Raw genomic sequence first — 26,573 nt, 5'->3', positions numbered from 1 at the left:
ATCAATAGGTAAGCGTTACCGTCACGGTGTCGGAATAGCTGCCTGCCCCAGGTGTCGGCTGGACTGGTATGCGGCCATAGACGTCGTATGTCTGTTCAGCGCCTGTGCCCGTACCCGCCCGCGTGTCCGTTCCGATTATGTCGCCCCATACAGAGGCACGCCCCGCATCGGAATAAAGTGAATAGGTCACGGTTGCGGAATTCGGCCCGGTCATCAGTCGGGCGGCGGTGGTGGCGGACGCCCCCAAACCGGCGCTTATTCCTATGTTATAGGGAGTGCCGTTGGTACACTGAACAGCAATCGTGCTGGTAGCATCGATGGCAGCGCTGATCACGCCTGTGGAACCAAAATCGAGATTGTTGGTGGAATTGATCTGGCATTCGGCATTGATCTGTATCTTGACGTCAAAAGTGGAGGTCTTCGTCGCCGACAGTGCTGGCCCCATCGATAAAACCATGCCTATAAGAGAAGAAAGAATAAATCGCATAAACCCTCTCAAATAAAACAAATCGAACAGAATGGAAGTATACACGTAACTTCAGATATTACTACGACTTGTATAATATATTACACCGTAGTAATTCAGTATTAAATATATATCTAATAATATAAAGTAGTATGTATTTAAATATATTGATTTATAAAGCGTTTTTTCATTCAATTCGCGGTTGCGCAAATTTCCATATAGCGATTTGGTGTATGGTCATCCATGGTTGAACGGCACTTTTGATTGAGGTGTCTCTGTCACAGTTTTTTATCTGTAGGTGTCTGTTCAAAAGTACGTCTGTCTGCAAATGGCAATTTTCTGCATTCCGGCATTCGTGCACGATTAGTTCATTGCGCTCCAGCAATCCAAAATCACCGTTTTTGCCACGTCTGTCACCTGTTGATTCAGACATTGAGCGACTTCATTGCAGTCATCGATCACGCCGCCTTATCCAGCCATATTGGCGCAATTGACTCCATTTTTTCCGGTAAATGGCTGCTGTTGTCCCGGCTGCGGAAACGCAACAAAGCCGTTATCATATTGAAAATGCCGTCCCGGGGCTTTATGCGAAAGCAATCTTCCATAATTTTCCATGGCAGAGACGTAATCAAATTTTGTTTGCCCGGCTTCGCAGGAAAGCTATTGCGCCAGGTCGACAACCGCATCGGAGGAGAGCCAGATGGATTTCACCCTGACACGCCGTCAGACATTGATGGGGCTTGGCGCGCTGGGGATCAGCACCGCTTTTGGCTCCCCTGCCCGCGCTGCTACACGAAATCTGGCTGTGCTCCATCTGGCAAGCCATGCGCCCAGCTACATTGCGCATGAGCGCGGCTATTTCAAAGATGCCGGGCTCGATATCGAGTTGAAGTTCTTCGAGGCCGCCCAGCCCATGGCTGTCGCCATCGCTTCCGGCGATGCCGATTTCGGCGTGACGGCGATGAGCGGCGGGCTGATCAGTCTGGCCGACAAGGGCGTGATCAAGGTCATCGGTGGCGCGCTTGCGGAAGAAAAAGGCATTACCGGCAATGTCATTCTGGCCTCCAACAAGGCTTACGAAGGCGGGCTGACGGAACCTTCCAAGCTGGCGGGACACAGTTTTGGCATCACCACGGCCGGATCGTCATTCCATTTCATGGCGCACAAGATCGCCAAGGCCAACAATATTCCGCTTACTGAAATCCAGCTCCGCCCATTGCAGAAGCTCGGTGCCGTGGTCGGCGCCCTGACCACCGGGCAGATCGATTCCTGGGCAATCCAGCCCAATATCGCAAAGAAGCTCATCCGCGAGAATGCCGCAAAACAGATCGGCCTCGTCTCCGATTACGCGCCGGACTATCAGGTCACGACGGCGTTCACATCCACCAGGAATGCGAGCGATGAGCGCGCCATGACGGAAGCCTTCGTCAAAGCCTATTCCAGGGCAATCGATGATTATAATGCGGCCTTCGTCGACAACACCGCAGACGATGCGGCGCGCGACGACATTGCAAAGATCGTGCACAAGTATGTCGAAAGCGACAGCCCGTTCGAGACGGCAAGGCAGAACCTGATCGATGGCGCGATGCGCATCAACAAGGGGTTGGCCCTCTCGCTCAATAGTTGTGTCGAGCAGCTGGACTGGTTCCGCTCCGAAGGCATGGTCAAGGAAGCGGTGACGCAGGAGAAGCTGTTCGACACATCCTACGTCAAGACGATCTGACACTGGCTAACCCTGAACATTCAGTGCCCGGCGCATAATGCCGGGCACAAAGCCTGAAGACAGCCATTCCAAATCGGGATGTCATCGTCGCGGGCAGACTTTTCGACTGGAGTTGAAATGGACCTGCAACTGAAAAACATCAGCCATTTTTATGGTCCGGTCGAAGTCCTGAACGATATCTCGCTTACCATCCCGCAAGGGCAGATTGTCTGCCTGATCGGCCCGTCGGGTTGCGGAAAATCCACGCTCCTGCGTTTTCTTGGTGGTCTCGAAAGGCCATCCTCAGGCGAAGTGCTGCAAATCGGTTCGCCGCCGAAGGATTCGCTCAACCCCCTCACCTATGTCTTCCAGCATTTTGCGCTGCTGCCATGGCGCACCGTTGAAGGCAATATCAAGCTGGTGCTGGAGGATCATGGTCTTGGCCGGGCGGAGATGGACAGGATCGTCACCAATGTTCTGGAGCGCACCCGGCTTTCAGATTTCCGGCAGGCTTTGCCGAAGCAGCTTTCGGGCGGCATGCGCCAGCGCGTGGCGATCGCACGCGCCCTCTCTGTCCGCCCTGCCGTCATGCTGATGGACGAACCCCTGTCGGCGCTGGACAGCCAGACGCGGGAACTGCTGATGGACGATCTGATCGCGCTGTGGACCCGCCAGCCATTCACATCAGTATATGTTACGCACAATCTCAACGAGGCAGTGCGGCTTGGCCATCGTGTCGTGGTGCTGTCGCGCAGGCCGGGACGGATCAGGGAAATTGTCGATATCGATATTCCCCTTTCCGAGCGCCATCTCGGCGACCCCGTTCTTGAAGAAAAGCAGAAGCAGCTCTGGGAGCTGATGCGGGCGGAAGCGCAGGCAGCGGATCAGGAGTTGATCAATGGTTGAGATCGCAGAAATGAAGCAGTCCAGCCAGGATGTTCGTCCGGTTCCCTTCCGGGGCGGCGGCTTTGCGCCCCAGCCAGTGCGCCATATGGCCCTGATCCTGTTTGCGGCGCTGCTGGCGCTCGCGGAAATCGGAACCCGCAGCGGCTTCATATCCAATCTGACATTGCCGCGCCCGTCTGCCGTGCTGGAAACCTTCGTCCAGCTCTGGCAGACCGGACTTCTGTGGCAGCATCTGCTGCCATCGCTGCGGCGGCTTGTCGTCGGTGCCAGTCTCGGCATCGCGGTGGGTGTCAGCCTCGGCGTGATGATCGGCCTGTTCAGCTATGTGCGGGCCGGCCTGGTGCCGCTCGTCGCCGCCCTCTTTCCGATCCCCAAGATCGCACTCCTGCCGCTTTTCGTCATCTGGTTCGGCATCGACGAAATGTCGAAATATATGCTCATTGCCTTCGGCACCTTCACGCCTACCGTCGTCGCCACTTACGGCGCGGTCGACAATGTGGACCGTTCACTGGTGCGCATGGGCCAGAGTTTCGGCCTCGGATGGTGGTCGATCGTGCGGAAAATCGTCCTTCCCGGCGCCTTTCCGGCAATCCTGTCAGGTTTGCGGGTATCGATTTCCATCGGCATCATTCTGCTGGTCGCGGCCGAAATGCTGGGAGCCCAGTTTGGCGTCGGTTCCTATATCCTTGAAGCCGGATCGCTCTATGATCTCGAAAAGCTGTTTGCCGGGGTTACCATCCTGTCGGTGATGGGACTGATCGTCAATTTCATCATCGGGCTGATCGAGAAGCGCTTCCTGAGCTGGCGCGGCTGACCGCAATAATATTTCGTATAGACTTATTATTGTCGATAGTTTGAAACGCGACGTCCGCTTTTCGTTGCATGTTCTTGCCGGGACGTTATACGAAAGGACTCTATCGCAGATTTTTGCGTCTCACCCAGGCGGATAAGGTCACGTATCTTGTCCGTTCCCCCTTTCATGAGGCGCTACCCCGAAGAGGAGCGGATATATGAGCCGTTATGGCAAAGCACGTCGTCAGTTCACCGGATGTGACGAGCGATGAGCGCCGAACCAAGCCGTATTCAACCGGAAGAGACAAGAAAGACAGCAATCGCACTGAAAGATGTGCAGATTTCGTTCAAGCTTGCCAATGGCGGGCGCTTCGATGCTGTCGCGGAAAGCAATCTGGACGTTGCCGAAAACGAATTCGTTGCGATTGTCGGCCCGACAGGTTGCGGAAAATCCACATTGCTCAATGCCGTTGCAGGGCTTCTCGTGCCTGCCAGCGGCACCGTGGAAATCAGCGGCCAGCGGCTGCAGGGCCTCAATCGCAAGGCAGGTTATCTCTTCCAGCAGGATGCTCTCATGCCCTGGAAGACCGTGCTGGACAATGTTTCCATCGGGCTGGAAATTGCAGGGACACCGAAAGCCCAGGCGCGCGAACAGGCCCGTGAGTGGCTGGGTCGCGTCGGTCTTGCAAGTTTCGGCGACCGCTATCCGCATATGCTGTCGGGCGGGCAGCGCAAGCGCGTCGGCCTTGCGCAGGTGCTGATCCGCAATCCGAAATATCTGCTGATGGATGAACCCTTCGGTCCGCTTGATGCCCAAACCCGCGTCATCATGGGCGATCTTCTGCTGGACCTGTGGTCACAGGACAAGAAGGCGGTCATGTTCGTGACACACGATCTGGAAGAGGCGATTGCGCTGGCGGATCGCGTCGTCATCATGTCCGCGGGGCCGCGTGCCCGCATCATGGCGGAATATAAGATCCCCCTCGCCCGCCCGCGCGAGATTTCCGAAATACGCCTCGACGACAAGTTTCACGAAATTCACCGCGAAATATGGAGTGCGCTCAAGGAAGAGGTTCTCAAAGGCTATCAGCAGACGAGCGGGGAAAAGAAATGAAAAAGCCTATGCTGTTTCTGGCGCAGCTCAGCGTGGCTGTCGTCGTCATTCTGGTCTGGCACCTCTTCACCGCGACCCATCTTCTGGGCAATCCGGCCAAGGCGAAATTCTTCTTTGCCACGCCGGGCGATGTGGCGCAGCGCATCTATAAATGGTTTGCCGATGCAACCATCTGGTATCATCTCGGCATCACCCTGCTTGAAGCCATGCTGGCCTTTGCCATTGGCTCGATCGGCGGTGTGCTGATCGGGTTCTGGTTCGCCCGCAAGCCCCTGCTCGCCGCGATTTTCGACCCTTATGTGAAGGCCGCCAATTCGCTGCCGCGCGTCGTGCTCGCGCCGATCTTCGCGCTCTGGCTCGGCCTCGGTATCTGGTCGAAGGTTGCGCTCGGCGTTTCGCTGGTCTTCTTCATCGTCTTCTTCAACGTCTATCAGGGTGTGAAGGAAGTGAACCAGACCGTGCTTGCCAATGCGCGTATGCTCGGCATGAACGAGCGCCAGCTCCTGCGCAATGTCTATCTGCCATCGGCGCTGTCGTGGATGTTCTCAAGCCTGCATACGGCTGTCGGCTTCGCCGTCGTTGGCGCGGTCGTCGGTGAATATCTGGGCTCGTCGGCGGGTCTCGGCTACCTGATCCATCAGGCGGAAGGCGTGTTCGATGTTACCGGCGTCTTTGCCGGAATGCTGGTGCTGACCGCATTCGTGCTGGTGATCGACTGGATCGTGTCCATCGTTGAAGCGCGCCTGCTTGTCTGGCGTCCGAAAGCTGCCGGACACAATGGTTAGAGCGCGTCCCGAAAAGTGTGAAACGGTTTTCGGAAAAGATGCGCGTTAAAAGGACCAGAGCGCCGATCTGAACCAGTCAGATCGAAACGCGCTCCAGAGGATTGAAGGAGGAAACCATGAGAACAACGCGTAGAGATATATTGCTGGGCGCAGCCGCCTTCGGGCTTGCGGGCATCGCCTCGCGCCTGCCGGCTTATGCGCAGGACGCATCCGCGACGCCGGAAAAGCCGGAGCTGATGTTCGGTGTCGGCGGCAAGCCGCTCTTTTACTACCTTCCGCTTACCATTGCCGAGCGCAAGGGCTTCTTCGAGGAAGAAGGCATCAAGGCAACCATCAATGATTTCGGCGGCGGCGCGAAGTCGTTGCAGGCGCTGATCGGCGGTTCGGTCGATGTTGTCACCGGCGCATACGAACACACCATTCGCATGCAGAACAAGGGACAGGACATCAAGGCCGTCTGCGAGCTCGGACGCTTTCCGGGCATCTGCATCGGCGTGCGCAAGGACCTAGCCGGTGAGATCAAGACGATTGCCGATCTCAAGGGCCAGAATGTCGGCGTCACGGCACCCGGCTCATCGACCTCGCTCTTGCTGCAATATGCGCTCATCAAGAACGGCCTTGCCGAAGATGCCGCTTCGATCATCGGTGTCGGCGGCGGTGCGAGTGCTGTCGCAGCCATCAAGAAGGGCGAGATTGCCGCCCTCGTCCATCTCGATCCGGTGATCACGCGCCTGGAAGTGGACGGCGACATCACGCTGCTTCTGGATACGCGCACCGAAGAAGGCACCCGCCAGCTTTTCGGCGGCACCAATCCGGCAGCGACCGTCTATGTGCAGCAGAGCTTCATCGATGCAAATCCGGTAACGACGCAGCGCGTCGTCAACGCATTCGTCAAGTCGCTGAACTGGATTCACAAGGCTTCCGCCGACGAAGTGGCTGATGCTGTGCCGGAAGAATATCTGCTGGGCGACCGCGAGCTTTATAAAACCGGCTTCGAGAAATCCCGCGCCATGTATTCCGAAAAGGGCCTGATTGCGGAAGACGGCTTCAAGAGCCTGTTTGAAATGCTGAAAGCCCTCGATCCGGAACTGGCCAATGCGGATATCTCATTCGCCCAGACTTTCGATCCGCGCTTCGTGGAAGCCGCAAAGGTATAAACGCGCTTTGGGCAGGGCAAACCCCTGCCCTCCGCATGCCGTTCCTCGAATGTTTAAAAGCGGTTTTTGGCAAAGCGCTCCTGCAGCCATTGGGCCGCTGGTCCCTGCCGCCGCCGCTTGTTCCAGATCAGCTCCAGCGCGACGGGATGCGCACCTTCGTCGAATTGCAGTTTGGGAAGGACGAGTTCCGGCGCCAGCGGTGAATCCTGCAGGATATGTTCGGGAATGAACGCCCAGCCGATCCCTCGCGTGAGGATTTGCAGGATGACCCAGTGGCTTTCCACCCACCAGACCTCGGCACCAACCCGCAGACGGCGGCTTTCAGCCGTATCGCTGTGTTTTCGCGCCATGATCTGGCGAAATGACCGCAAATCTTCCCAGCTGACCGCAGTATGAGCCAGCGGATGGTCTCGCCCGCAGACCAGCACCAGAGGCACCCAGCCGATCGTATGGAAGCCCAGTTCATCCGGCATCTGTTCGGCACGCCACATGACGCCGAGGTCCGCCTTTCCTTCCAGCACAAGCCCGCTTATCGCGGTTGAGGGCGGAAACTTCAGCTCAAGCTCGACATGCGGAAATTCCTGCGCAAAAGCTGCGAACAAGGTCGCGATGGCCGGTTCGGGATAAAGCTCGTCGATTGCGACGACCAGACGGCTTTCAACATGATCGCCGAAATTTCTGGCAACTGAAATCAGATGTTCCCGCCGGGCAAGCAGCAGACGCGCTTCCGGCAACAGCCGCGCTCCGGCCTCCGTCAGCACCGGATTGCGGGACGCGCGGCTGAACAGCTTGACGTCGAGATCATCCTCCAGCGAGGAAACCAGAGTGCTGACGGCAGACTGAGCCTTGCGCAAATAGCGCGCCGCCGCCGAGAACGAGCCGTGGTCCGCCGAGGCCACAAAGGCTTCGAGTTGTTCCAATTCAATGCTCATCTATCTGAAATCCAGATAATATCTAACTTTTCTCCTTGCCAAAATAAGATAGAAGGACGCGCATTAACAACAGGGATTAAAGGAAATGCGCAGTTTTATGGACCGTGTCCGCCACGCGACGATGTTCGAAATCATCGGACTGGCGATCTTCATACCCGGTTCCGCCATCATACTGGACAAGCCCGCAGCAGACATGGGCATAATCGGTCTTGTTTCTGCAACGACCGCGACCGTCTGGAATTTTCTGTTCAATCTGGGCTTCGACAAGGCGATGCTGCGCTTCACCGGCAGCGTCGACAAGAGCATGATCGTGCGGGTGCTGCACGCCATCCTTTTTGAAGGCGGATTGATCGTACTCCTGATCCCGTTCATCGCCTGGTATCTGGGAATTTCGCTGATTACCGCCCTTGTGATGGATATAGCGATTGTCGTCTTCTATCTGGTCTATGCGTTTGTGTTCAACATCGCATATGACAAGCTGTTCCCGCTGCCGGTCGGTCAGACCGCGCACGCGGTTTGACCTCTCGTCAACAGGGCACGCGGCGCTTGCGCAAGTTTGCCTGGCGCTGTTCCCATGCGATGAGCAGCAGGCTTGCCAGCACGATCAGGAATGCGCCGGCAAACACATTTGCCGCCGGAACCTCCGCCCAGATCAGGTAGCCGTAGATGAAGGCCCAGATGAGCCCGCTATATTCCACAGGCGCCAGCGCCGAGGCGGGCGCATGGCGAAATCCTTCGTAGAGAAGGAACTGGCCGAGGGTCGATACAAGACCGAGACAGATCATCAGAAGCCAGCCCGAAAGGTCGGGGTTCTGCCATGTCCATGGAAAGGACAGCGCGCAGGCCAGACCGAACAGCAGGCTGGTGGCATACATCTGCGTCATCGTGGTTTCGCTGCGGCTGACAAGCCGGATCAGGATGGTGCTCCAAGCCCAGCAGAAACCCGCCACGATACACATGGCAGCGGGAATGAGATTGGGCGAATGGGTCGGATTCGCAGCAACCGTTACGCCAACGAAACCGATGGCGCAGGCGACCCACCTTCCGGGTCCGATCTTCTCTTTCAGCACGAGGATCGACAGGAACATGACCATGATAGGCGCGGAGAAATAGAGCGTGGTCAGTTCTGCAAGCTCAAGATGGCGAGCCGCATTGTAGAACAGCAGCCACGCGCCGAGCATCAACCCGGCGCGGAGCACGATGGTGTTGCGATAAGGGCTTTTGAAAATCGACGGATGGCGGTGATAGCGGATCAGCACGCCGGTTATGAGCACGATCACCAGACTGCGCATGAACAAAATCTGCGGCACCTGATAGGTCGCGACGAGCCATTTCACCATTGCGTCCTGAAGGGCGAAACAAGCGTAGCCACCGCAAGCAAGGGCAATGCCTGCAAGCGGTCTTGAACTGACTGACCCGGTGTTCATGGATTCCCCGATCCGGTCCAGGAACCCTTGAAGCGGGATGGACCACGAACGCTGAATTTGCAGGACTGGAGCGCGTTAGCAAGAGGCTGATATATGACAGTCGCAGACGGCAGCGCCAATGTAGCTGGAATGCAACAAACTGATAGGCCCTGCAGCTAGAACACCAGAGAGCGATGCGCCGCAGTTCCCGCCGTCACGCCATCGGCCACCGACCAGGCGACGCTGTGCGCACCGCGGGTAATATCACCTGCTGCGAAAATGCCCGGCACCGTCGTCGTCTTCAGCCCGTCTGTCTGTATCGTCCTGCCGAGCGGCAGTTCGTCCAGCGCGCAGCCGAACGTGTCGGCAATATCGCTGTTCAGGCGATTGTGGGGGCCGATGTAGAGCGCATCGACCGGCACCAGTCGCCCGTCTGCAAGCTCGACCTGCGAAAGATCGCTCCCCTCGCCGCGCAGTGCGCGGACCGGGCTGCGTTCAATCTTCACGCCCCGCCGTTCCAGTTCTGCGAATGCCTCTGCGTCCGGCTCCAGTCCATTATCGATGAAAAAGGTCGTCGGTCCCCATTCGGAAATCAGCATGGCCTGATGCACCGACATGGGCGACAGATTGAGGACGCCAAGCTGCCGGTCGCTGAATTCATAGCCATGGCAATAGGGACAATGAATGACCGTATTGCCCCATCGCTCCGCGAGGCCCGGAATGTCGGGAAGCTCATCCGATATGCCGAAAGCGAGAATCAAACGCCGCCCCTCGACGATCTCGCCGCTATCGAGTTCGACCGCAAAATTGTCGATTTCGCCGCTGCCGCAAACGGCTTTCGCTTGTGTGAAGGTCACGGTCGGATAGGCTTCGACCTGCGCTCTTGCCGTTTCCAGCATGGAAAGCGGGTTGCTGCCGTCCTGCGCAAGAAAGCCATGCGAATGTTCAGCGAAGCGATTGCGCGGCTTTCCGGCGTCGATCACACGGACGGATCGTCTGCCGCGCGCCAGATAGGTTGCCGCAGACAGGCCGGCGAAGCTGCCGCCGATGATGATTGCATCATGATGCATGATTGCTCTCCAGATCGAATGTTACGCCGCGCTCCAGCGCGCGTTGATGAAAATCCGCGCTCAGCATGGCGAGCGTTACCTCGCCAAAACGTTCCAGAAGCAGTTTTTCGGCGTCGGCGAATGCCTTGTCGAGCGAAGCGTTGACTGCCTGCTCCACCAGGCAGCCCGGCATTTCCGTTCTGTTGCCCATGGCCAGAAGCACCGGCTCGCCGAGGGCCTCGTAAATGTCGCGCAGAGTAACCTCGTTGAAATCACAGGCGATTTCCCAGCCGCCGCCATGTCCCTTTTCCGAGCGGACATAGCCCTGCTCGCGCAGGCCACCCATCACGCGCCTGACGACGACCGGATTGGTGGTCATGGCTCTGGCAAGAACCTCCGACGTGACCGGCCCTTTATGTTCCGCCATGTGAAGAAGGACGTGCAGGACGCCCGATAGTTTGCTGTCTCTTTTCATGTAACTATAAATGTTACGAGAATCGGCAGATGTCAACACATCCGGCGAAAGACACCAGATCAGATAAATGTGATGACTATGGAGTGGGCTTGATTATTCAAATATTTCAGGCTTGTAGCGGGCGCCGTCACATTCCCGGACGGATAATCGTTTTGAGGCCGTTCGCCTCGCCGGCTATCAGCCGGGCATAGGCGTCCGGTACTTCGTCAAGCGAAATTTCCCGGTCGACAAGCCGCAGCAGCTGCGCCTCAAGATCGGGTAGCAGCTTTGCGATTTCCGGTAATTCATCCTGATAGGCGTGACAGCCGATCAGGCTGATTTCCCGCTCGACCAGAATGTTCGGATCAAGCTCGATCCTGCCATGGGAAATACCCACCAGTGCCAGCGAACCGCCGCCCGAAAGCACGTCGAGCGTGGCCTTGAGAACGTTGATATTGCCGGTGGCATCGATGGCATAGCGGATTGGCTGGCCGTCGAGTGCGGCTTCGATAGCCGTCTTTTCGAGCGCCACGTTGATTGCGCTGGTGACGGTTGAAACGAGATTGGCGCGCTGGTCATTGCGGTCGCAGACCAGCACCGGACCATCATGCAGGCGGGAGAGCAGCAGCGCCGCAAGCCCGCCGATCGGCCCGCAGCCCACAACGAGAACGGCTTCGCCGGATGGAACGCGCTGCTTGCGGATGGCGTGCAGCGCCACCGAAAGCGGTTCGCCCATGGCGGCTACCACGGGATTGATGGCCTGATCGTAATGAACGAGAAGCCGTGCGGGAAGCGCCGTCTCCTCGGCAAAACCGCCATCGCAGACTTCACCGATGAAACCGAGCGTCTCGCAGACATTCTGCCTGCCGCTCTTGCAGGACGGGCACTCGTCGCACCAGTAGCGGGAATCGGCGATGACCGCATCGCCCGGTTTGAAACCGGTTACGCCCGCGCCTATTTCGGTCACGACGCCCGCAAATTCATGGCCAGCGACGGAGGGCGAGCGGCTGATCCACTGGCCGGTCATGAAATTATGGAGATCTGAGCCGCAGATGCCCGCAGCCGACACTTTCAGCCGGACCCAGCCCGGCTCAAGCGCCGCAGGCGGGTCGATTGTCTCGACCCGCAAATCCTTCGCCGCATAAAGCCGGACAGCTTTCATCGTGCCACCTTCCTCAGAGATAGTTCTTGCGGATTTCCGACACGGCGTTCTCGTGCGATGAGAAGCCCTCATAACGCGCCAGCGTGCGGGCGTGCTTTGCAAATTCCGGATAGGCGGACGCCGTCACATAGCCGATGGACGAACGCTTGACGAAATCCGTCACCGAAAGCGGACCATAGGTGCGCGCCCAGCGGCTGGTCGGAAGCACGGCGTTCGGACCGAGGCCGAAATTGCCGATGACGACCGGCGTATGCGGTCCCATCAAGATTTCGGCAGCCTCTGTGATGTGGCCGAGATGCGCGAATGGATCGGTCGAAAGAAGCTCCAGATGCTCCGGCGCATAGTCGTTGATGAAGCGATAGCTCTCTTCCACGGAAGAGGTGAGGACGATGCCGCCATATTTGCCGGTGAGCACGGTCCTGGAGAAGCCGACGCGCTGCTCGGTCATGCGCGCCCAGTGACCCGGCAATGCGGCCAATGCTTCTTCTGCAACGCGGCGGCTATGCGTGACGAGCCATGCGGATGAATCCGGGCCATGTTCCGCCTCGATCAAAAGGTCGAGCGCCGCAAGCCCGCCCTTCACCGTATCGTCGGCAAAAATGACGGCTTCGGAAGGACCGGCAGGCAGGCCAGGATCGATCACGTCGCCGAGAAGGCGCTTGGCTGCGACCACCCACGGGCTGCCCGGACCAACGATCTTGAGCGCCGGTTTCACTGTTTCGGTGCCATAGGCGACGGCCGCAACCGCCTGCGCGCCGCCGACCTTGTAGACGGTTTCCACACCGGCAAGGCGTGCTGCGACGAGCGTTGCGGCATCGACGGAACCATCCGGCGTCGGCGGGGTGACGATGGCAAGATCAGGCACGCCGGCAACCACAGCCGGAACCGCGGTCATCATGGTGACGGAAGGAAACGCCCCCTTGCCGCGTGGGATGTAAAGCGCCACCGAACGGATCGGCGTGAAACGGTCGCCCGCAAAGGCGCCGGGACGCATTTCCTTCAGCCACATGGCCTCTGGCTTCTGCTCCTCATGGAAGTGGCGGATATTGTCGATGCCGAACTGGATGGCCTCGATCACGTCCTTTTCCACCTTGTCGAAGGCGGCATCGAACTCTGCTTCCGTCGCCTTGATGTTTGCCGGGTCAACCTCGGCCTTGTCGAGATCGCGCGCAAAGCGGACAAGCGCCGCATCGCCTTCTGTGCGTACGGCTTCGATGATCGGCTTCACCTTTTCGATAAAGCCTGACAGGTCGGTTTCCGAGCGCTTGAGAAGTTCGGCACGTTCTGCATCGCTCAGCTTTGCCAGTTCGTGAAAAGAAACATCGGACATGATCGGCTCCTTGCTGGTTGCGGCGGGGGCGCAACCGGTCATTTCGATTTGAGGAAGATGTCGAGCCCGACCAGCCGGTCGAGCAGGAAGATGGCGGCGGCGGCACAGGCGATGAAGACGACGGAGATGGCCGCAAGGTCTGGCGTGATGATGGAGCGGATCGAATTGTAGATCTGCACCGGCAGCGTCACGATGCGCGCATCGACCAGAAGCAGGCTCACCAGAAACTCGTTCAGCGCCAGAATGAACATCAGAAGCGACCCGCTGATCACGCCCGGCACGACGACCGGCAGCGTGACGAAGAAGAAGGTCGAGATTGGCCCTGCCCCGCAATTGGCGGCGGCAAGTTCGAGATCGGCATCGAGATTGGCGGCACTGGCCGTCACGGCCCAGATCATGAAGGGCAGATTGATGACACAGGCTGCAATCCCTACCGGCCAGAGCTGGCCCAATATGCCCGCCTGACCGAAGATCAGCATGAGGCCGATGCCGGAACCGATCAGCGGAATGGTGAACGGCAGGAGCAGGTAAATCTGGATCGTCTTTTCAAACCGCACCGCATATTTGGCGAGTGCTATGCCCGCCAGCGTTCCAACCGGAATGGCAACAATGGTGCAGATGAAGGAGACGTAGAGCGAGCGCAGGAATGCATCCCAAAGGTCGCTCGTTCCGGCGATCTTCTGATACCATTTGAGCGAAAACCCTTCCGGCGGGAAGGTAATCATGTTGCCGGATGTGAACGACGCGCCAAGCACGACGATGGTCGGCGCGGATAGAAGCACCAGAACGGCAATCACGAATGTCCAAATGACGATGGATTTCGACAGCGGCGAGGTCATTTGCGCGCCCTCCCCATGGCAAGCGTGCCCGCCCCGAACAGCGTGAACACGATCCCGACGAGGATGGAACCGACGCCGACAAGAAGCAGCGCCAGCGTCGCGCCCAGCCCCTGATCGGATGTGCGGAAGAACTGGTCATAGATCGCATTGGCGATGAAATCCTGCGATCCGCCGCCCAGGATTGCAGGTACGGCGAAGTCGGTGAGCGACAGCGTCATCACCACCAGCCCCGCACCGATCAGACCCGGACGCGCCATAGGCAGAACGACATGGGCGAAGGTCCGCAGCCAGTTCGCGCCAAGCGAGCTTGCCGCCGCTTCCATTTCTTCCGGAATGGCGGTCAGCGCCGGGGCGAGCATCAGCACCGCGAATGGCAACATATACTGGATGAGACCGAACAGAACCGCCGGATAGTTATAGAGGAGCCGCATCGGTGCGATGCCGACAAGGCCAAGCGCCTCGTTGACCATGCCCTGATTGCCGAGAATGATGAGCCAGCCATAGGCGCGCACGACCTGACCGATGAAGAAGGGCAGGAACAGCGCGATCAAAAGGAATTTGCGCAATGCAGCCGACGGCGTACGCACCATGAGATAGGCATAGGGAAAGGCCAGAAGAAGCGTGAATGCGGTCACGACGAGCGAGCCGAACAGGCTGCGCCAAGCCACGGTTGCAAAGAGGCTTTCCGTCAGCGCGCGCTTGTAGTTGGCGAGCGTGTAATAGTCGGACATCAGGAATGTCGAAGTGTCGAGCGTGCGCAGGCTGGTATCCGCGATCTGGACGAGGCCCAGCACCAGCAGTCCGACCAGAACAATTGCCGGAAGCAGCATCAGATAAGGCACGGCGCGATTGAACCGCGCGGGCCACAAAAAGGCTGCGATTGCTTCCAGCACATCCATGATGCGCCAGACAACCGGATAGGCAGTGCGTGCCGCTCGCATGTTTTAATTCCTGAATATCTGATTGGGAGCTGCCCCAGAAGCCAAATCTGAAGGCAGCTCCTGCAATAATGGCCGGATCAGCCCTGCATGATGGCCTTGAACTTCGAGAACCATTCGCTTTCGTTTTCGACCTGAACCTTCGCCGAAATGCGGATGAGGTGTTTGAAGTCCTCCTCCTTGGTCGGATAGGCCGGATCGTTCACCAGATCGGCGGGCGGGGTCAGGCCCGGCACGACGCCCGGCAGGCCAAGGCCGTCGAGCCAGACCTGCTGCGCATCCTTGGTGAGCGCGAAGTTGATATATTCCTTGGCCCAGTAAAGTTCGTTTTCCGGGAGGCCCTTTGGAATCCACAGACCGTCCGTGTCGAACTTCGCGCCCTCTTCCGGAACGGTCCAGTCAATCTTGACGCCGTTCTTCTGGGCTTCGCGCGCATTGGTGGAAATGGTGCAGGCGAGATCGATTTCGCCCTTCTGGAACCAGGTTGTGAAGTCCGGGTCTTCGCCCAGAAGCGGCTGCTGCTGCTTCACCTTGGCGATGAAATCCCATGCAGGCTGCATATTGCCCGGAATGTCTTCCAGCTTGCCGCCACCGGCAACCTGCGCCGGGAAGTGGAAGCCGATGCCATCGTTGTAAAGCGCGATGCGGCCCTTGAACTTCGGATCGAGCAGAGCGTGCCACGACTTCGGCGGGCCGTCCGGGAAGGCTTCCGGACGATAGGCCAGCACATAGACATAGCCATAGGTGTTGACGATCGGATAGCCGTCGAGACCAACCGGCTTGGCAAGATCGGTGGTGTTCTTGAGGTTGGACAGGTCCGACAGGTCTTCCGTCACGCCGCGCAATGCCGATTTGGTCGCATTGGTCGTCGTATCCCAGTTGACGTGGATCGGCGGCACCCGCTTCTGCGCGACCGCAGCCCAGAGCTTCGGCTGGATTTCATTGTCTTCCGTCAGGTCGTGACGGATGGAAATGCCGGTCTTGGCGGCAAACGGATCGGACACACCGGCTTTCAGCGCGTCCACCCAGCTGCCACCCCAGGCGCGCACGATCAGTTCCTTCGGCTTTGCCGGTTCTTCGGCAAAAGCGCGCGACAGGCCGAGCGAGGTCGTGCCTGCGGCTGCGGCCAAAGCGCCCGCGCTTTGCAGGAAGCGGCGACGGTCGAGGATGAGAAAAGGCTTCTTCAGATTGCTCATTTTGTTTCTCCTGTGGAGTTTCCCCGTAATGTTTCAGTCATGCGGCAAAGACGATGAGATCGCGGGCGTTCCAGCCAAGATGCACGGTTTCACCTTCCGCGAACTGGCTGTGGCCGATGGGATCGTGATCGAAGACGCGCATCAACACGTCTCCCAAGGCGGGAACCCGCAATTCATAGACGATGCGTTCGCCTTCAAAGATCGCATCGGTAACAATGCCTTCAAGCACGGTATCGAGTGCTGCATGTGTCGCGGCGCTGCCGCCAATGCGGATTTGTTCGGCGCGGATTGCGCAGGAGACATTTGCGTCGGGCGCAACGCCTCCGCGCCCTTCGCCTGCCGTGCCGACAAGAGCCGTTCCCGCATCGACCCGTACCAGATTGCCATCGAGCGAAGATGCCTTGCCGGAAATGAAATTGGTGACGCCGATGAAGTTCGCGACAAAGGCATTGGACGGGTTGCGATAGGTTTCGGATGGCTGCGCCATTTGCTGGATTTCACCGCCATCCATCACGATGATTTCGTCGGAGACGACGAGCGCCTCGCGCTGGTCGTGGGTGACGTTGATTGTCGTGACGCCAAGTTCCCGCTGGATGCGGCGGAATTCAAGCTGCATTTCCTCGCGCAGCTTGCGGTCGAGCGCTGCAAGGGGTTCATCGAGCAAAAGTAGGTCCGGTTCAAAAACCAGAGCGCGTGCGATGGCGACGCGCTGCTGCTGGCCGCCGGAAAGCTCGTGCACACGCCGCCCGCCGAGGCCATTGAGCCGAACGAGATCGAGATAACGTTCCACCCGCTGGGGAATAGAACGCGCATCGAAGCGGCGCATTTTCAGGGGAAAGGCAACGTTTTCAGCCGCCGTCATATGCGGAAAAAGCGCCAGCTTCTGGAAAACCATGCCGATGGAACGCTTGTGCGGCGGCACGGCGCTGACGGCTTCGCCGTTGATAAAGATTTCGCCGATGCTGGGTTTCTGGAAACCGGCAATGAGCCGAAGAAGCGTCGTCTTGCCCGAACCTGACGGCCCAAGGATGGTCAGAAAACGGCCCTTGGCGAGATCGAAAGATGCCGCACGCACAGCATGGAAGCCGTTGTAGATCATGCTGACATCGTTGACCGATACGGCAGCCGGTCCGCTCGCGACTTTACGGCCAGTTGCGGTTTCGGTTGTACTCATCGCTATTTCCCATTTCAGTGAAAGCACGGGCATGTGCTTTCGAAGTAATTTCAATCCTGTTCCGCAATCTGCTGATATTCTTCTTTAGAACATCAGATAGAGGCGAGGTATCCCCCATCGACGGGGATTACCTGTCCCGTGACATAGGACGATGCGGCGCTTGCAAGAAACACAACAGCACCGGCCACATCTTCCATTTTGCCGAACCGCCCTTGCGGAATTTTGGCAAGCATCGCCTTCTGCCAGTCGTCGTTTTCGTAAAACACATCGGTCATGGCAGTGCGGAAATAGCCCGGCGCAATGCCGTTGACGCGAATGCCGGAAGGCGCCCATTCGGTCGCCAGAGCATGGGTCATGCCCATGAGGCCGGATTTGGAGGAACCGTAAGGCGCGGCGGTCGGCACGCCGACATAGGAGGTCAGCGAGCAGAGATTGATGATCGAACCGCCCTTCCCGCTTTCCGTCATGTGGCGGGCAGCGGCCTGCGCGCAGAAGAACGCGCCCTTGAGATTGGTCGATACGATGCGATCCCAGAGCGCCTCGTCCACATCGAGCGACGGGCGGATTTCCTCATAGCCAGCATTGTTGACGAGAATATCGAGCCCGTCGAGCGCTTCCGTCGCCTGCTCGACGACGGCGCCACAGGCCGAAACATCGCGCACATCGAGTGAAAGACTTGCAGAGGCGCGGCCATGGGCGGCGATACGGGATGCCGTTTCGGAAAGGTCGTCGGACTTGCGCGCTGTAATGGCGACGTCGGCACCAGCCGAGGCGAGCGCTTCGGCGATGGCCTGTCCCAGTCCCCGGCTCGCACCGGTGACCAGCGCTTTACGCCCGCTGAGGTCGAAAAGCGATAAAACCTGCATCATGTTCCCCTGCGACCTTTGCAAAACAATCCTGTCGCCCGAACTTCTACTTGTTCCGGGTCGAATGTTTAGCAATTTTTTGTGGTCTCCCCAGCATAGGACCATCTTTTTTATATGTTGTCTATACATATATGGACAAAACGGAATTGCAGTCGCGCAGTTCCCATTCGAAGATACCTCGTCGGCAAAGCGCGGCATCCGGGAAGCTCCGACGAAAAGCAGAAAATGGGCGGCTATCGGGCCTGATTCGCCCCGAATTTCCACGGCTTCGGGGCTGCTTCAGTTTGAAAACAGCTTTCGGGAGGCCATCGCCTGATCTTGTGCTAAAAAGACGTTATGAGAGACCTTTTCGACCAGATTGAACCGCGTGAAGCTCTTGCGCCTGGAGCCGCGCTTCTGCGCGGCTTTGCGCTTCCGGATGAAGATGCTGTTCTAAAGGCTGTGGTGGATGTTTCGGCCGCCGCACCTTTCCGGCATATGACGACCCCCGGCGGTTATCGCATGTCTGTTGCGATGACGAATTGCGGTGATTTCGGCTGGGTTACGGACCAAAGCGGCTATCGTTACAGCACCGACGATCCCGAAACCAACGTGCCCTGGCCCTCCATGCCTGATGCTTTTCGCGCGCTTGCCCAAACTGCCGCCCGTGAAGCCGGCTATCCTGATTTCGAGCCGGATGCCTGTCTCATCAATCGGTATGAACCCGGTGCGAAACTTTCATTGCATCAGGACAAGGACGAACAGGATTTCAGCAATCCGATTGTTTCCGTGTCGCTCGGTTTGCCCGCGACTTTCCAGTTCGGTGGATTGAAGCGAACCGACCCGATTGCGAAATATATCCTGCATCATGGCGACGTGGTTGTGTGGGGCGGACCGTCCCGCCTCTTCTATCATGGCATACTCGCGTTGAAGCACGGCGAGCATGAAAAACTCGGGTCCTTTCGCTTCAATCTGACGTTCAGAAAATCGCGCTGACAAGCGCCAAGCGCGATTTTTTGAGGGGAAAAGCCGCACAAAACGCCTTCCAAATGTGTCGAGCGCCCGTCCTTTTTGCGGCTATTTTGTGATTCGAAGCATTTTTGCTACTTTTAATTGAAAGCTCCGCCGTCGCTTTTGCTCTCCGGACGCTCCTTGGCAACCTTGTCGCGGTAGCCGCTTGCCCTATACGCGGCAACCGGTTCGATTGCCCCACCGGTGCGGCGGCGCGCTTCCGCCAGGATCGGTTCGACGTCTGTCCGATAGGCCCGTTTCAGCGTATCGGAAGCCATCAGCGCATCGTTTTCCTGCTGGTAGGTTTCCAGCGCCTCGCGATCCACCAGAAGCGCCTGCGCATAGGCGCGGCGGATTTCATTTGCGGATGAGATCAGGCTTTCCAGCGGATCGGTAACATTATGCGACTGGTCGATCATGTGGGCGGGGCGGAAGTCCGCCACACCGCGATAGTCAGCATCCACCAACTCATTGAAAACAAGGAACAATCGATAAGGATCAATCGATCCGGCGTCGAGGTCGTCGTCACCGTATTTGCTGTCGTTGAAATGGAATCCGCCGAGCTTTCCGAACTGGATCAGCCGCGCGACGATCATCTCGATATTGGTGTTGGGCGCATGGTGGCCGAGATCGACCAGACATTGCGCCTTCGGCCCAAGCGTCGAGGCGATGAGATAATTGGTGCCCCAATCCTGAACCACCGTCGAATAGAAAGCCGGTTCATACATCTTGTGTTCGGAGAACAGCCGCCAGTCGTCTGGCAACGCCTTGTAGATTTCGCCCATGGAATTGAGATAACGCTCGAAGGCGCGCGTGAAATTCTGCTGGCCGGGAAAGTTGGATCCGTCGCTCAGCCATACGGTCAAGGCCTTGGAACCTATGGCTTTTCCGATTTCGATGCACTCGATATTGTGCTCAATCGCCTGCCCCCGCACAGCCGGATCGACATGGGTGAGCGATCCGAATTTGTAGGAGAGCCTCTGTTCCGCGCCATCGGCAAATGTGTTGGAATTCATGGCGTCGAAGCCGAGGCCAAGCGCTTGCGCATGGGCCTTCAGCTTCTGCGGATCAGCCTTGTCCCACGGAATATGCAGGGAAACATTCGGCGTCGCACGGCAAAGCTCGTTGATGACGGCGCAATCGTCGAGCTTGTCGAAAATGCCACGCGGTTCGCCCCTGCCCGGAAAGCGCCCGAAGCGGGTGCCGCCCGTGCCAGTGCCCCAGGAAGGCACGGCGACGAAATAGCTTGCCACCTTGTCGGTAATCTTGTCGATCTCAATGCCACGGCGCAAAAGCTGCTCCCCAAGCGCCTGATAGTCGCTCTTCAAGGCATCTTCAAAACCGGAATTATGCTCGGCGATGAAATCGGCCGCAATGCGTTGCTCGGACATGGTTCCTCCCAGAATGTCCCGAATTTCATGGACAAAAGGCGCGAAAGCAAGGGCTGGCGCGCCTTTTCCGGATCAGCGCGGAAAACTCTGCTGGTTTCCGGCATCGACATTGATGATGTTGCCGGTCGACTTGGCCGAAGCGTCGCTTGCAAGGAAGTAGATGGCTTCCGCAATGTCTTCCGGGAAGACATTCAGCTTCAGCATGGAGCGCTTGCGATAATGTTCCTCCAGCTCGGAAACGTCGATCTTGGACGATGCCGCGCGCTGTTCGCGCCATTCGCCATCCCAAATTTTCGAGCCGCGCAGAACCGCATCCGGGTTGACCACATTGACGCGAATGCCAGCTTCCGCGCCTTCCAGCGCCAGACAGCGCGCCAGATGGATTTCCGCGGCTTTTGCAGCGCAATAGGCCGAAGCATTGGGCGAGGCCGCAAGCCCGTTCTTGGATGCGACGAACACCACATTGCCGCCGATCTTCTGGCGGCGGAACAGGCGGAACGCCTCCCGTGAAACGAGGAAGTAACCGGTCGCCAGAATGTCGATATTGCGGTTCCACATGGAGAGTTCGGTGGTTTCCACCGGCGCGGATGATGCAATGCCGGCATTGGAAACCAGAATGTCGATTCCTCCAAGCTCGACGCTGGCCTCCGTGAATGCGTTTGCGACGCCCCGTTCGTCGGTGACGTTCAGTTCGACGCTGCGCACCTGATCGGTGCCGAAACGCTTTACGAGATTTTCGTGAGCGGTTTTGAGCGATTTTGCGTCAATATCCGCCAGAACCACGCAAGCGCCCTCGCCTGCGAGCCTTTCGGCGGTAGCAAACCCAATGCCGCCAGCGCCGCCGGTGATGAATGCAACGCGCCCCGCGAGGCTCTTTGGCTTCGGCATGCGTTGCAGCTTGGCTTCTTCAAGCAGCCAATATTCGATATCGAAGGCTTCCTGTTCCGGCAGGCCCTGATATTCCGATACACCGGATGCGCCGCGCATCACATTGATCGCATTGACATAAAACTCACCGGCAATGCGTGCGGTGGCCTTGTCGCGGGCGAAGGAAAGCATACCGACGCCGGGGATCAGGAAAATCACCGGATTGGGGTCGCGCATTTTGGGCGAATTGTCGTGCCTGCACGCTTCGTAATAGCGCTTGTAATCGGCGCGGTATGCTTCCAGCGCGCCCTCAAGTCCGGCAACCACGGCGTCCACATCCGGCTTGGCCGGATCAAAATTGACGACCAGAGGACGGATCTTGGTGCGCAGGAAGTGATCCGGGCAGGAAGTGCCGAGTGCTGCGAGCGGATGCAGATTATTCGAGTTCACGAATTCCAGCACGGCATCCTGATCATCAAAATGACCAAGCTTGCGTTCGTCCTTGCCGATCAGCCCGCGAATTTCCGGCATCAGCCGCGCTGCAATGGCGCGGCGTTCCGTGGCAGAGAGGCTTTGAGCGACAGCGCCGCCGAAAGCTGGCTTGCCCGCCGTCTTCCGGTCCAGCCATTCAATGGCCTTGTTGATGATGGCGAGCGTGGTTTCGTAGCAGGTCCTCGCATCGTCGGCCCAAGTGAAAAGCCCATGACTTTCAAGGACAACGCCCTTTGCGTTTGGATTGGCCTTTACGAAGGCTTCAAGGTCGAGACCGAGCTGGAAACCGGGGCGGCGCCATGGCAGCCAGCCGATTTCGTCACCGAAAATCTCGGCCGTCAGTTCACGGGAGTTTTTGGAGGCTGCGATGGCAATGATCGCATCCGGGTGCATGTGGTCCACATGCTTGAAAGCGACAAAACCGTGCAGCGGCGTATCGATCGATGCGGCGCGCGGATTGAGGTTGAACGTGCAGTGCGGCAGGAAGCCGACCATGCGGTCCTCGTCCTCGACGCCTTTATAGATGCCTTTCAAGGCGTTGAGCTTGTCCTGATAGAGCGTGGCGAAACCGTCCAGCTTGATGGTGCCGACATCGCCGCCCGAGCCCTTGACCCAGAGAACCTGTACCTTCTCGCCGGTGAGCGGATCGATTTCTTCGACCTTCGCGGAGGTGTTTCCGCCGCCGTAATTGGTGATGCGCTTGTCGGAACCGAGCAGATTGGAGCGATAGAGCAGCTGGCCTGGCTCATCCATCGTTGCCGCCTTGGCGTCCTCCCACCGGTTTTCGAGAAGCCTGCTCTGGGCCACCATGTCATCCTCCCAATGCTGTTATGGTGGATCGCGAGTCGCACGTCCGCGCCATATGCCCGTCCAATGTGCCAGCGATCATGTTAGCGGCAGATATGACGTATCAAACGAATTGCTGTCAATCACAAACAATCATCTTCAATCATTAAAGTGATTATTGTGCGCTGTTGTGATTGTTTGTGATTGACATGCGCTGGCTTTATGCCCGATACAAAGAAAAGGAGGAGCCATGCACGAAAGAGAGCGCCACCGCATCATCCTGAGCGCTGTTCAGGAAAAGCCGGTGATCACCATTCAGGATCTGGTGGAACTGACGGAAGCGTCGGAAGCGACCCTTCGCCGGGATATTGCGTCACTCCATATGCAGGGCCGCATCAAGCGCGTGCGCGGCGGGGCCGAGGCCATTCATCCGCCGCAGTTCGCCAGCCTGACGGGTCGCCCGTTCAAGGTTTCGGAATCGGAAAATGCGGACCGCAAGCGCGCAATCGCCCGCGAAGCCGTGGCGCTTTGCGATGAAGGCGACAGCATCATCATCAATGGCGGCTCCACGACTTTCCAGATGGTGCATTATCTTGCCCCGCGCCGCTTGCAAGTGCTGACCAATTCCTTCGCCATTGCCGAACATTTGTTGCGGCAGTCGAAGAGCACGGTGATTGTGCCCGGCGGCGCGATCTATCGCGACCAGAGCCTGATCCTTTCGCCTTTCGACAATGACGTCATCCGCAATTTCTACGGACGGCGCATGTTCATGGGCTGTCAGGGGATCAGTCCGCTCGGAGTGATGGAGTCCGATGCGCTGATCATCCAGAGCGAACAGAAGCTTATGGGCCAGGCGGACGAGCTCGTCCTGATGGTCGATTCAACGAAATTCACACGCCGTTCCAGCCTTATCCTTTGCCCGCTCGACCGCGTCAGCACGCTGATCACCGATGACGGCATTTCCGATGAGGCGCGGCGCATGGTGGAAAATGCGGGTATCCGGCTCATCGTGGCGCAGGCTTCCGCAAATGCCGGCAAGGGTGGCGAACAGGGGGATTCCGCCGAGGTTGCCTGAGCTGGAATGAAGCAAAACATATGTCTTTATACTGGGAGGAACGAGACATGAAACTTTTCAAGAAACTGGCACTCGGCACTGCGCTGGCTGTCGCCGTCATGGCTGCCCAAGCGCAGGCCGCCGACATGAAGATCGCGCTTGTCGCGAAGTCACTTGGCAACGGCTTCTTTGAAGCCGCCAACAAGGGTGCGCAGGAAGCCGCCAAGGAACTGGGCGGCGTCGAGGTCATCTATACCGGCCCGACCACAACGACGGCGGAAGGCCAGATCGAGGTGATCAATTCGCTGATCGCGCAAGGCGTGGACGCCATCGCCATTTCGGCCAACGACCCGGATGCGGTCGTCCCTGCCCTGAAGAAAGCCGCACAGCGCGGCATCAAGGTCATCTCGTGGGATTCGGGCGTCGCGCCTGAAGGCCGTATCGTCCACCTCAATCCGTCATCGAACGAGCTGATCGGCAAGATGTGCCTCAAGCTTGCCGCCGATCATCTGCCGGATGGCAAGGGTGATTTCGCGATCCTGTCGGCCACCACCACCTCGACCAACCAGAATATCTGGATCGGCGAGATGAAGAAGCAGCTCAAGGACTTCCCGGGCCTCAATCTGGTCACGACCGTCTATGGCGACGATCTTGCCGACAAGAGCTATCGTGAGGCACAGGGTCTCCTGAAGTCGAACCCGAATGTGAAAGTGATCGTTGCGCCGACCACAGTTGGCGTTCTCGCTGCCTCGCAGGCCGTGAAGGATGCCGGCAAGATCGGCGAGGTCTATGTGACCGGCCTCGGCCTTCCGTCTGAAATGGCTGGCGCCATCAAGTCGGGTGCGACCAAGGAATTCGCCATCTGGAATCCGATCGATCTCGGCTATTCCGCGACCCAGATTGCCTATCACCTCGTGAAGGGTGATGCCGATGGCAAGCCGGGCTCGGAAATCGAAGCCGGACGCATGGGCAAGATCAAGATCGGGGACAATGGCGAAGCCGCGATGAGCGACCCGTTCGTCTATGACGCGTCGAATATCGACGAGTTCTCCAAGGTCTTCTGATCGGAAAAGCGCATCCCGAAAGGATGCGCATTCTTGAAAAGAGGCGGCGTTCGCTGAACGGATGCCGCCTGCCATTCCCCCGGAATCGATTTCAGGTGTCTGCAATGAATGCAGCTTTTCTCTCAAGCGGTGATTCCAGCGGTGAGCAGACGGCGCTTGCCGCCACGGATCAGCCCATTCTGGAAATGCGCGGCATTGCCAAGACGTTTCCGGGTGTGCGTGCGCTCGATGACGTGAACATCGCGCTTTATCCCGGCAAGGTGACGGCGCTGATCGGTGAGAACGGCGCAGGCAAATCCACGCTCGTGAAAATTCTGACCGGCATTTACCAGCCCGATGAAGGCGAAATCCTCATCGACGGCAAGCCGGTGCATCTGGCGACCGCACAGGATGCGACCGATCACGGCGTCACGGCCATTCATCAGGAAACCGTGCTCTTCGACGAATTGTCGGTGGGCGAAAACATCTATCTCGGCCATGCGCCGCGCACGAAATTGGGCTTCGTCAACTGGAAGGCTGTCTATGCCCGTTCGCAGGCTTTGCTCTCGTCGCTGGAAACGACGGTGGATGCGCGCATCAAGCTGAAGGAACTGTCCATCGCGCAGCGCCATCTGGTTGCCATTGCCCGTGCGCTGTCGGTGGATTCGCGCATCGTCATCATGGATGAGCCCACCGCTGCCTTGTCGCGCAAGGAAGTGGACGACCTGTTTCGCATCGTGGCGCGGCTGAAGGCGCAGGGCAAAGCCATCCTGTTCATCAGCCACAAGTTCGATGAAGTCTATGAAATCGCCGATAATTATGCGGTTTTCCGCGACGGGCACGCCGTCGGCCACGGCACGCTTGCCGATACGCGGCAGAATGATATCGTGCGCATGATGGTCGGACGCTCCGTCGATCAGGCATTCCCCAAGCAGGATGTGGCCATCGGCAAGCCGGTGCTGAAGGTTGAGAACTATTCGCACCCGACCGAGTTTCGCGACATTTCCTTTGAGCTGCGCAAGGGCGAAATCCTTGGCATTTACGGTCTTGTCGGCGCCGGGCGCTCGGAATTCGCACAATCGCTGTTCGGCATCACCAAGCCTTCGAGCGGCCGTGTGACGCTTGAAGATCGCGAGATCAGCATCCGCCGCCCCGGCGATGCGGTGGCGCATGGCATCGTCTATGTGCCGGAAGAACGCGGACGCCACGGCGCGGTGCTGCAACTGCCGATCTTCCAGAATGTCTCCCTGCCCTCGCTTGCCCGCACCTCGCGCAATGGTTTTCTGCGCATGGCGGAAGAACTGGCGCTGGCGCGCAAATATGCCGAGCGCTTCGACCTGCGCGCCGCCGCCCTTTCCGTACCGGTCGGGACGCTGTCCGGCGGCAACCAGCAGAAGGTCGTCATCGGAAAATGGCTTGCCACCAACCCGAAGGTCATCATTCTCGACGAGCCGACCAAGGGCATCGATATCGGCTCCAAGGCAGCGGTTCACGCCTTCATCAGCGAACTCGCCGCCGAGGGCCTCAGCATCATCATGATCTCGTCGGAACTGCCGGAAATCATTGGCATGTCGGACCGCGTGATGGTCATGCGTGAGGGTCTGATGGAAGGCATCTTCGAACGCGCCAGCCTCGACGCGGAAGTGCTGGTGCGCGCCGCCACAGGAAATACGGAGTAGACG

General features: G+C 58.3%; 26 protein-coding genes. 11 read left to right on the top strand and 15 right to left on the bottom strand.

Features of this window, described 5'->3' with window-relative positions; genetic code table 11:
• Window position 1: 1 nt before the first annotated feature.
• Window positions 2-487, bottom strand: coding sequence for a Csu type fimbrial protein (locus J9800_RS01710; protein WP_205315891.1), 486 nt, complete (start codon window positions 485-487; stop codon window positions 2-4).
• Between the two features lie 437 nt (window positions 488-924).
• Window positions 925-1,152, bottom strand: a complete 228-nt coding sequence (locus tag J9800_RS01705; protein WP_162792621.1) for a hypothetical protein — start codon at window positions 1,150-1,152, stop codon at window positions 925-927.
• A 14-nt stretch (window positions 1,153-1,166) separates the two neighbouring features.
• On the opposite strand from J9800_RS01705, the gene J9800_RS01700 reads away from it, so the two are divergent.
• From J9800_RS01700 to J9800_RS01675, 6 genes are all read left to right on the top strand, one after another.
• Complete coding sequence (locus J9800_RS01700) at window positions 1,167-2,189, top strand: ABC transporter substrate-binding protein (protein ID WP_114214946.1); 1,023 nt, start codon at window positions 1,167-1,169, stop codon at window positions 2,187-2,189.
• Between the two features lie 117 nt (window positions 2,190-2,306).
• Window positions 2,307-3,074 (top strand): ABC transporter ATP-binding protein, encoded by a 768-nt coding sequence (locus J9800_RS01695; protein WP_112589216.1) that lies wholly within the window; start codon window positions 2,307-2,309, stop codon window positions 3,072-3,074.
• Window positions 3,067-3,888: an ABC transporter permease gene (locus tag J9800_RS01690; RefSeq protein WP_112589214.1), complete on the top strand. Its 822-nt coding sequence runs from the start codon at window positions 3,067-3,069 to the stop codon at window positions 3,886-3,888. Before J9800_RS01695 ends, J9800_RS01690 begins: the two co-directional genes overlap by 8 nt.
• Before the next feature lie 246 nt (window positions 3,889-4,134).
• Complete coding sequence (locus tag J9800_RS01685) at window positions 4,135-4,980, top strand: ABC transporter ATP-binding protein (protein ID WP_114214947.1); 846 nt, start codon at window positions 4,135-4,137, stop codon at window positions 4,978-4,980.
• Window positions 4,977-5,765 (top strand): ABC transporter permease, encoded by a 789-nt coding sequence (locus tag J9800_RS01680; protein ID WP_114214948.1) that lies wholly within the window; start codon window positions 4,977-4,979, stop codon window positions 5,763-5,765. Before J9800_RS01685 ends, J9800_RS01680 begins: the two co-directional genes overlap by 4 nt.
• Before the next feature lie 116 nt (window positions 5,766-5,881).
• Complete coding sequence (locus tag J9800_RS01675) at window positions 5,882-6,922, top strand: ABC transporter substrate-binding protein (RefSeq protein WP_114214949.1); 1,041 nt, start codon at window positions 5,882-5,884, stop codon at window positions 6,920-6,922.
• A 53-nt stretch (window positions 6,923-6,975) separates the two neighbouring features.
• Here J9800_RS01675 and J9800_RS01670 read toward each other — a convergent pair whose 3' ends face one another.
• On the bottom strand, window positions 6,976-7,854 hold the full coding sequence (locus tag J9800_RS01670) for a LysR family transcriptional regulator (RefSeq protein WP_114214950.1): 879 nt from the start codon (window positions 7,852-7,854) through the stop codon (window positions 6,976-6,978).
• Window positions 7,855-7,939: 85 nt separating this feature from the next.
• On the opposite strand from J9800_RS01670, the gene J9800_RS01665 reads away from it, so the two are divergent.
• Window positions 7,940-8,374: a PACE efflux transporter gene (locus tag J9800_RS01665; RefSeq protein ID WP_114214951.1), complete on the top strand. Its 435-nt coding sequence runs from the start codon at window positions 7,940-7,942 to the stop codon at window positions 8,372-8,374.
• A gap of 7 nt (window positions 8,375-8,381) precedes the next feature.
• Here J9800_RS01665 and J9800_RS01660 read toward each other — a convergent pair whose 3' ends face one another.
• The 10 genes from J9800_RS01660 to J9800_RS01615 form a co-directional block, all read right to left on the bottom strand.
• Complete coding sequence (locus tag J9800_RS01660; RefSeq protein ID WP_114214952.1) at window positions 8,382-9,281, bottom strand: DMT family transporter; 900 nt, start codon at window positions 9,279-9,281, stop codon at window positions 8,382-8,384.
• Window positions 9,282-9,436: 155 nt separating this feature from the next.
• Complete coding sequence (locus J9800_RS01655) at window positions 9,437-10,330, bottom strand: NAD(P)/FAD-dependent oxidoreductase (RefSeq protein ID WP_114214953.1); 894 nt, start codon at window positions 10,328-10,330, stop codon at window positions 9,437-9,439.
• Entirely contained in the window at window positions 10,320-10,784 is a 465-nt protein-coding gene (locus tag J9800_RS01650; protein ID WP_114214954.1) for an Rrf2 family transcriptional regulator, read from the bottom strand. Before J9800_RS01650 ends, J9800_RS01655 begins: the two co-directional genes overlap by 11 nt.
• 127 nt (window positions 10,785-10,911) lie before the next feature.
• Window positions 10,912-11,925 (bottom strand): zinc-dependent alcohol dehydrogenase, encoded by a 1,014-nt coding sequence (locus J9800_RS01645; protein ID WP_114214955.1) that lies wholly within the window; start codon window positions 11,923-11,925, stop codon window positions 10,912-10,914.
• Between the two features lie 13 nt (window positions 11,926-11,938).
• Complete coding sequence (hisD, locus tag J9800_RS01640) at window positions 11,939-13,255, bottom strand: histidinol dehydrogenase (protein ID WP_114215070.1); 1,317 nt, start codon at window positions 13,253-13,255, stop codon at window positions 11,939-11,941.
• 38 nt (window positions 13,256-13,293) lie between these two features.
• Window positions 13,294-14,094 carry an ABC transporter permease gene (locus tag J9800_RS01635; RefSeq protein ID WP_006468850.1) on the bottom strand — a complete coding sequence of 267 codons (801 nt, stop codon included), beginning with the start codon at window positions 14,092-14,094 and terminating at the stop codon, window positions 13,294-13,296.
• Window positions 14,091-15,035: an ABC transporter permease gene (locus J9800_RS01630; protein WP_114214956.1), complete on the bottom strand. Its 945-nt coding sequence runs from the start codon at window positions 15,033-15,035 to the stop codon at window positions 14,091-14,093. Before J9800_RS01630 ends, J9800_RS01635 begins: the two co-directional genes overlap by 4 nt.
• 77 nt (window positions 15,036-15,112) lie before the next feature.
• The gene (locus J9800_RS01625) at window positions 15,113-16,228 is read right to left on the bottom strand and encodes an ABC transporter substrate-binding protein (RefSeq protein ID WP_162792622.1); all 1,116 of its coding nucleotides are present in this window, start codon (window positions 16,226-16,228) and stop codon (window positions 15,113-15,115) included.
• Window positions 16,229-16,265: 37 nt separating this feature from the next.
• On the bottom strand, window positions 16,266-17,402 hold the full coding sequence (locus J9800_RS01620) for an ABC transporter ATP-binding protein (protein ID WP_114214957.1): 1,137 nt from the start codon (window positions 17,400-17,402) through the stop codon (window positions 16,266-16,268).
• A 92-nt stretch (window positions 17,403-17,494) separates the two neighbouring features.
• Window positions 17,495-18,268 (bottom strand): SDR family NAD(P)-dependent oxidoreductase, encoded by a 774-nt coding sequence (locus J9800_RS01615; protein WP_114214958.1) that lies wholly within the window; start codon window positions 18,266-18,268, stop codon window positions 17,495-17,497.
• A gap of 336 nt (window positions 18,269-18,604) precedes the next feature.
• On the opposite strand from J9800_RS01615, the gene alkB reads away from it, so the two are divergent.
• The gene (gene alkB, locus J9800_RS01610) at window positions 18,605-19,243 is read left to right on the top strand and encodes a DNA oxidative demethylase AlkB (RefSeq protein ID WP_114214960.1); all 639 of its coding nucleotides are present in this window, start codon (window positions 18,605-18,607) and stop codon (window positions 19,241-19,243) included.
• A 113-nt stretch (window positions 19,244-19,356) separates the two neighbouring features.
• Here the strand turns inward: alkB and rhaI are convergent, their stop codons facing one another.
• Window positions 19,357-20,649: an L-rhamnose catabolism isomerase gene (gene rhaI / locus J9800_RS01605; RefSeq protein WP_114214961.1), complete on the bottom strand. Its 1,293-nt coding sequence runs from the start codon at window positions 20,647-20,649 to the stop codon at window positions 19,357-19,359.
• 72 nt (window positions 20,650-20,721) lie between these two features.
• Window positions 20,722-22,818: a bifunctional rhamnulose-1-phosphate aldolase/short-chain dehydrogenase gene (locus J9800_RS01600; protein ID WP_114214962.1), complete on the bottom strand. Its 2,097-nt coding sequence runs from the start codon at window positions 22,816-22,818 to the stop codon at window positions 20,722-20,724.
• A gap of 226 nt (window positions 22,819-23,044) precedes the next feature.
• On the opposite strand from J9800_RS01600, the gene J9800_RS01595 reads away from it, so the two are divergent.
• The 3 genes from J9800_RS01595 (at window position 23,045) to J9800_RS01585 (ending at window position 26,570) form a co-directional block, all read left to right on the top strand.
• Window positions 23,045-23,869, top strand: a complete 825-nt coding sequence (locus tag J9800_RS01595; protein ID WP_114214963.1) for a DeoR/GlpR family DNA-binding transcription regulator — start codon at window positions 23,045-23,047, stop codon at window positions 23,867-23,869.
• Window positions 23,870-23,916: 47 nt separating this feature from the next.
• Entirely contained in the window at window positions 23,917-24,912 is a 996-nt protein-coding gene (gene rhaS, locus J9800_RS01590) for a rhamnose ABC transporter substrate-binding protein (protein ID WP_114214964.1), read from the top strand.
• 104 nt (window positions 24,913-25,016) lie between these two features.
• Window positions 25,017-26,570 (top strand): sugar ABC transporter ATP-binding protein, encoded by a 1,554-nt coding sequence (locus J9800_RS01585; RefSeq protein WP_114215072.1) that lies wholly within the window; start codon window positions 25,017-25,019, stop codon window positions 26,568-26,570.
• The last annotated feature ends 3 nt before the right edge of the window (window positions 26,571-26,573 follow it).

Origin of the sequence: Ochrobactrum sp. AP1BH01-1 (assembly GCF_018066705.1) — a bacterium.
Lineage (GTDB): Bacteria > Pseudomonadota > Alphaproteobacteria > Rhizobiales > Rhizobiaceae > Brucella.
This window is presented reverse-complemented; position numbering and strand designations above follow the sequence as displayed.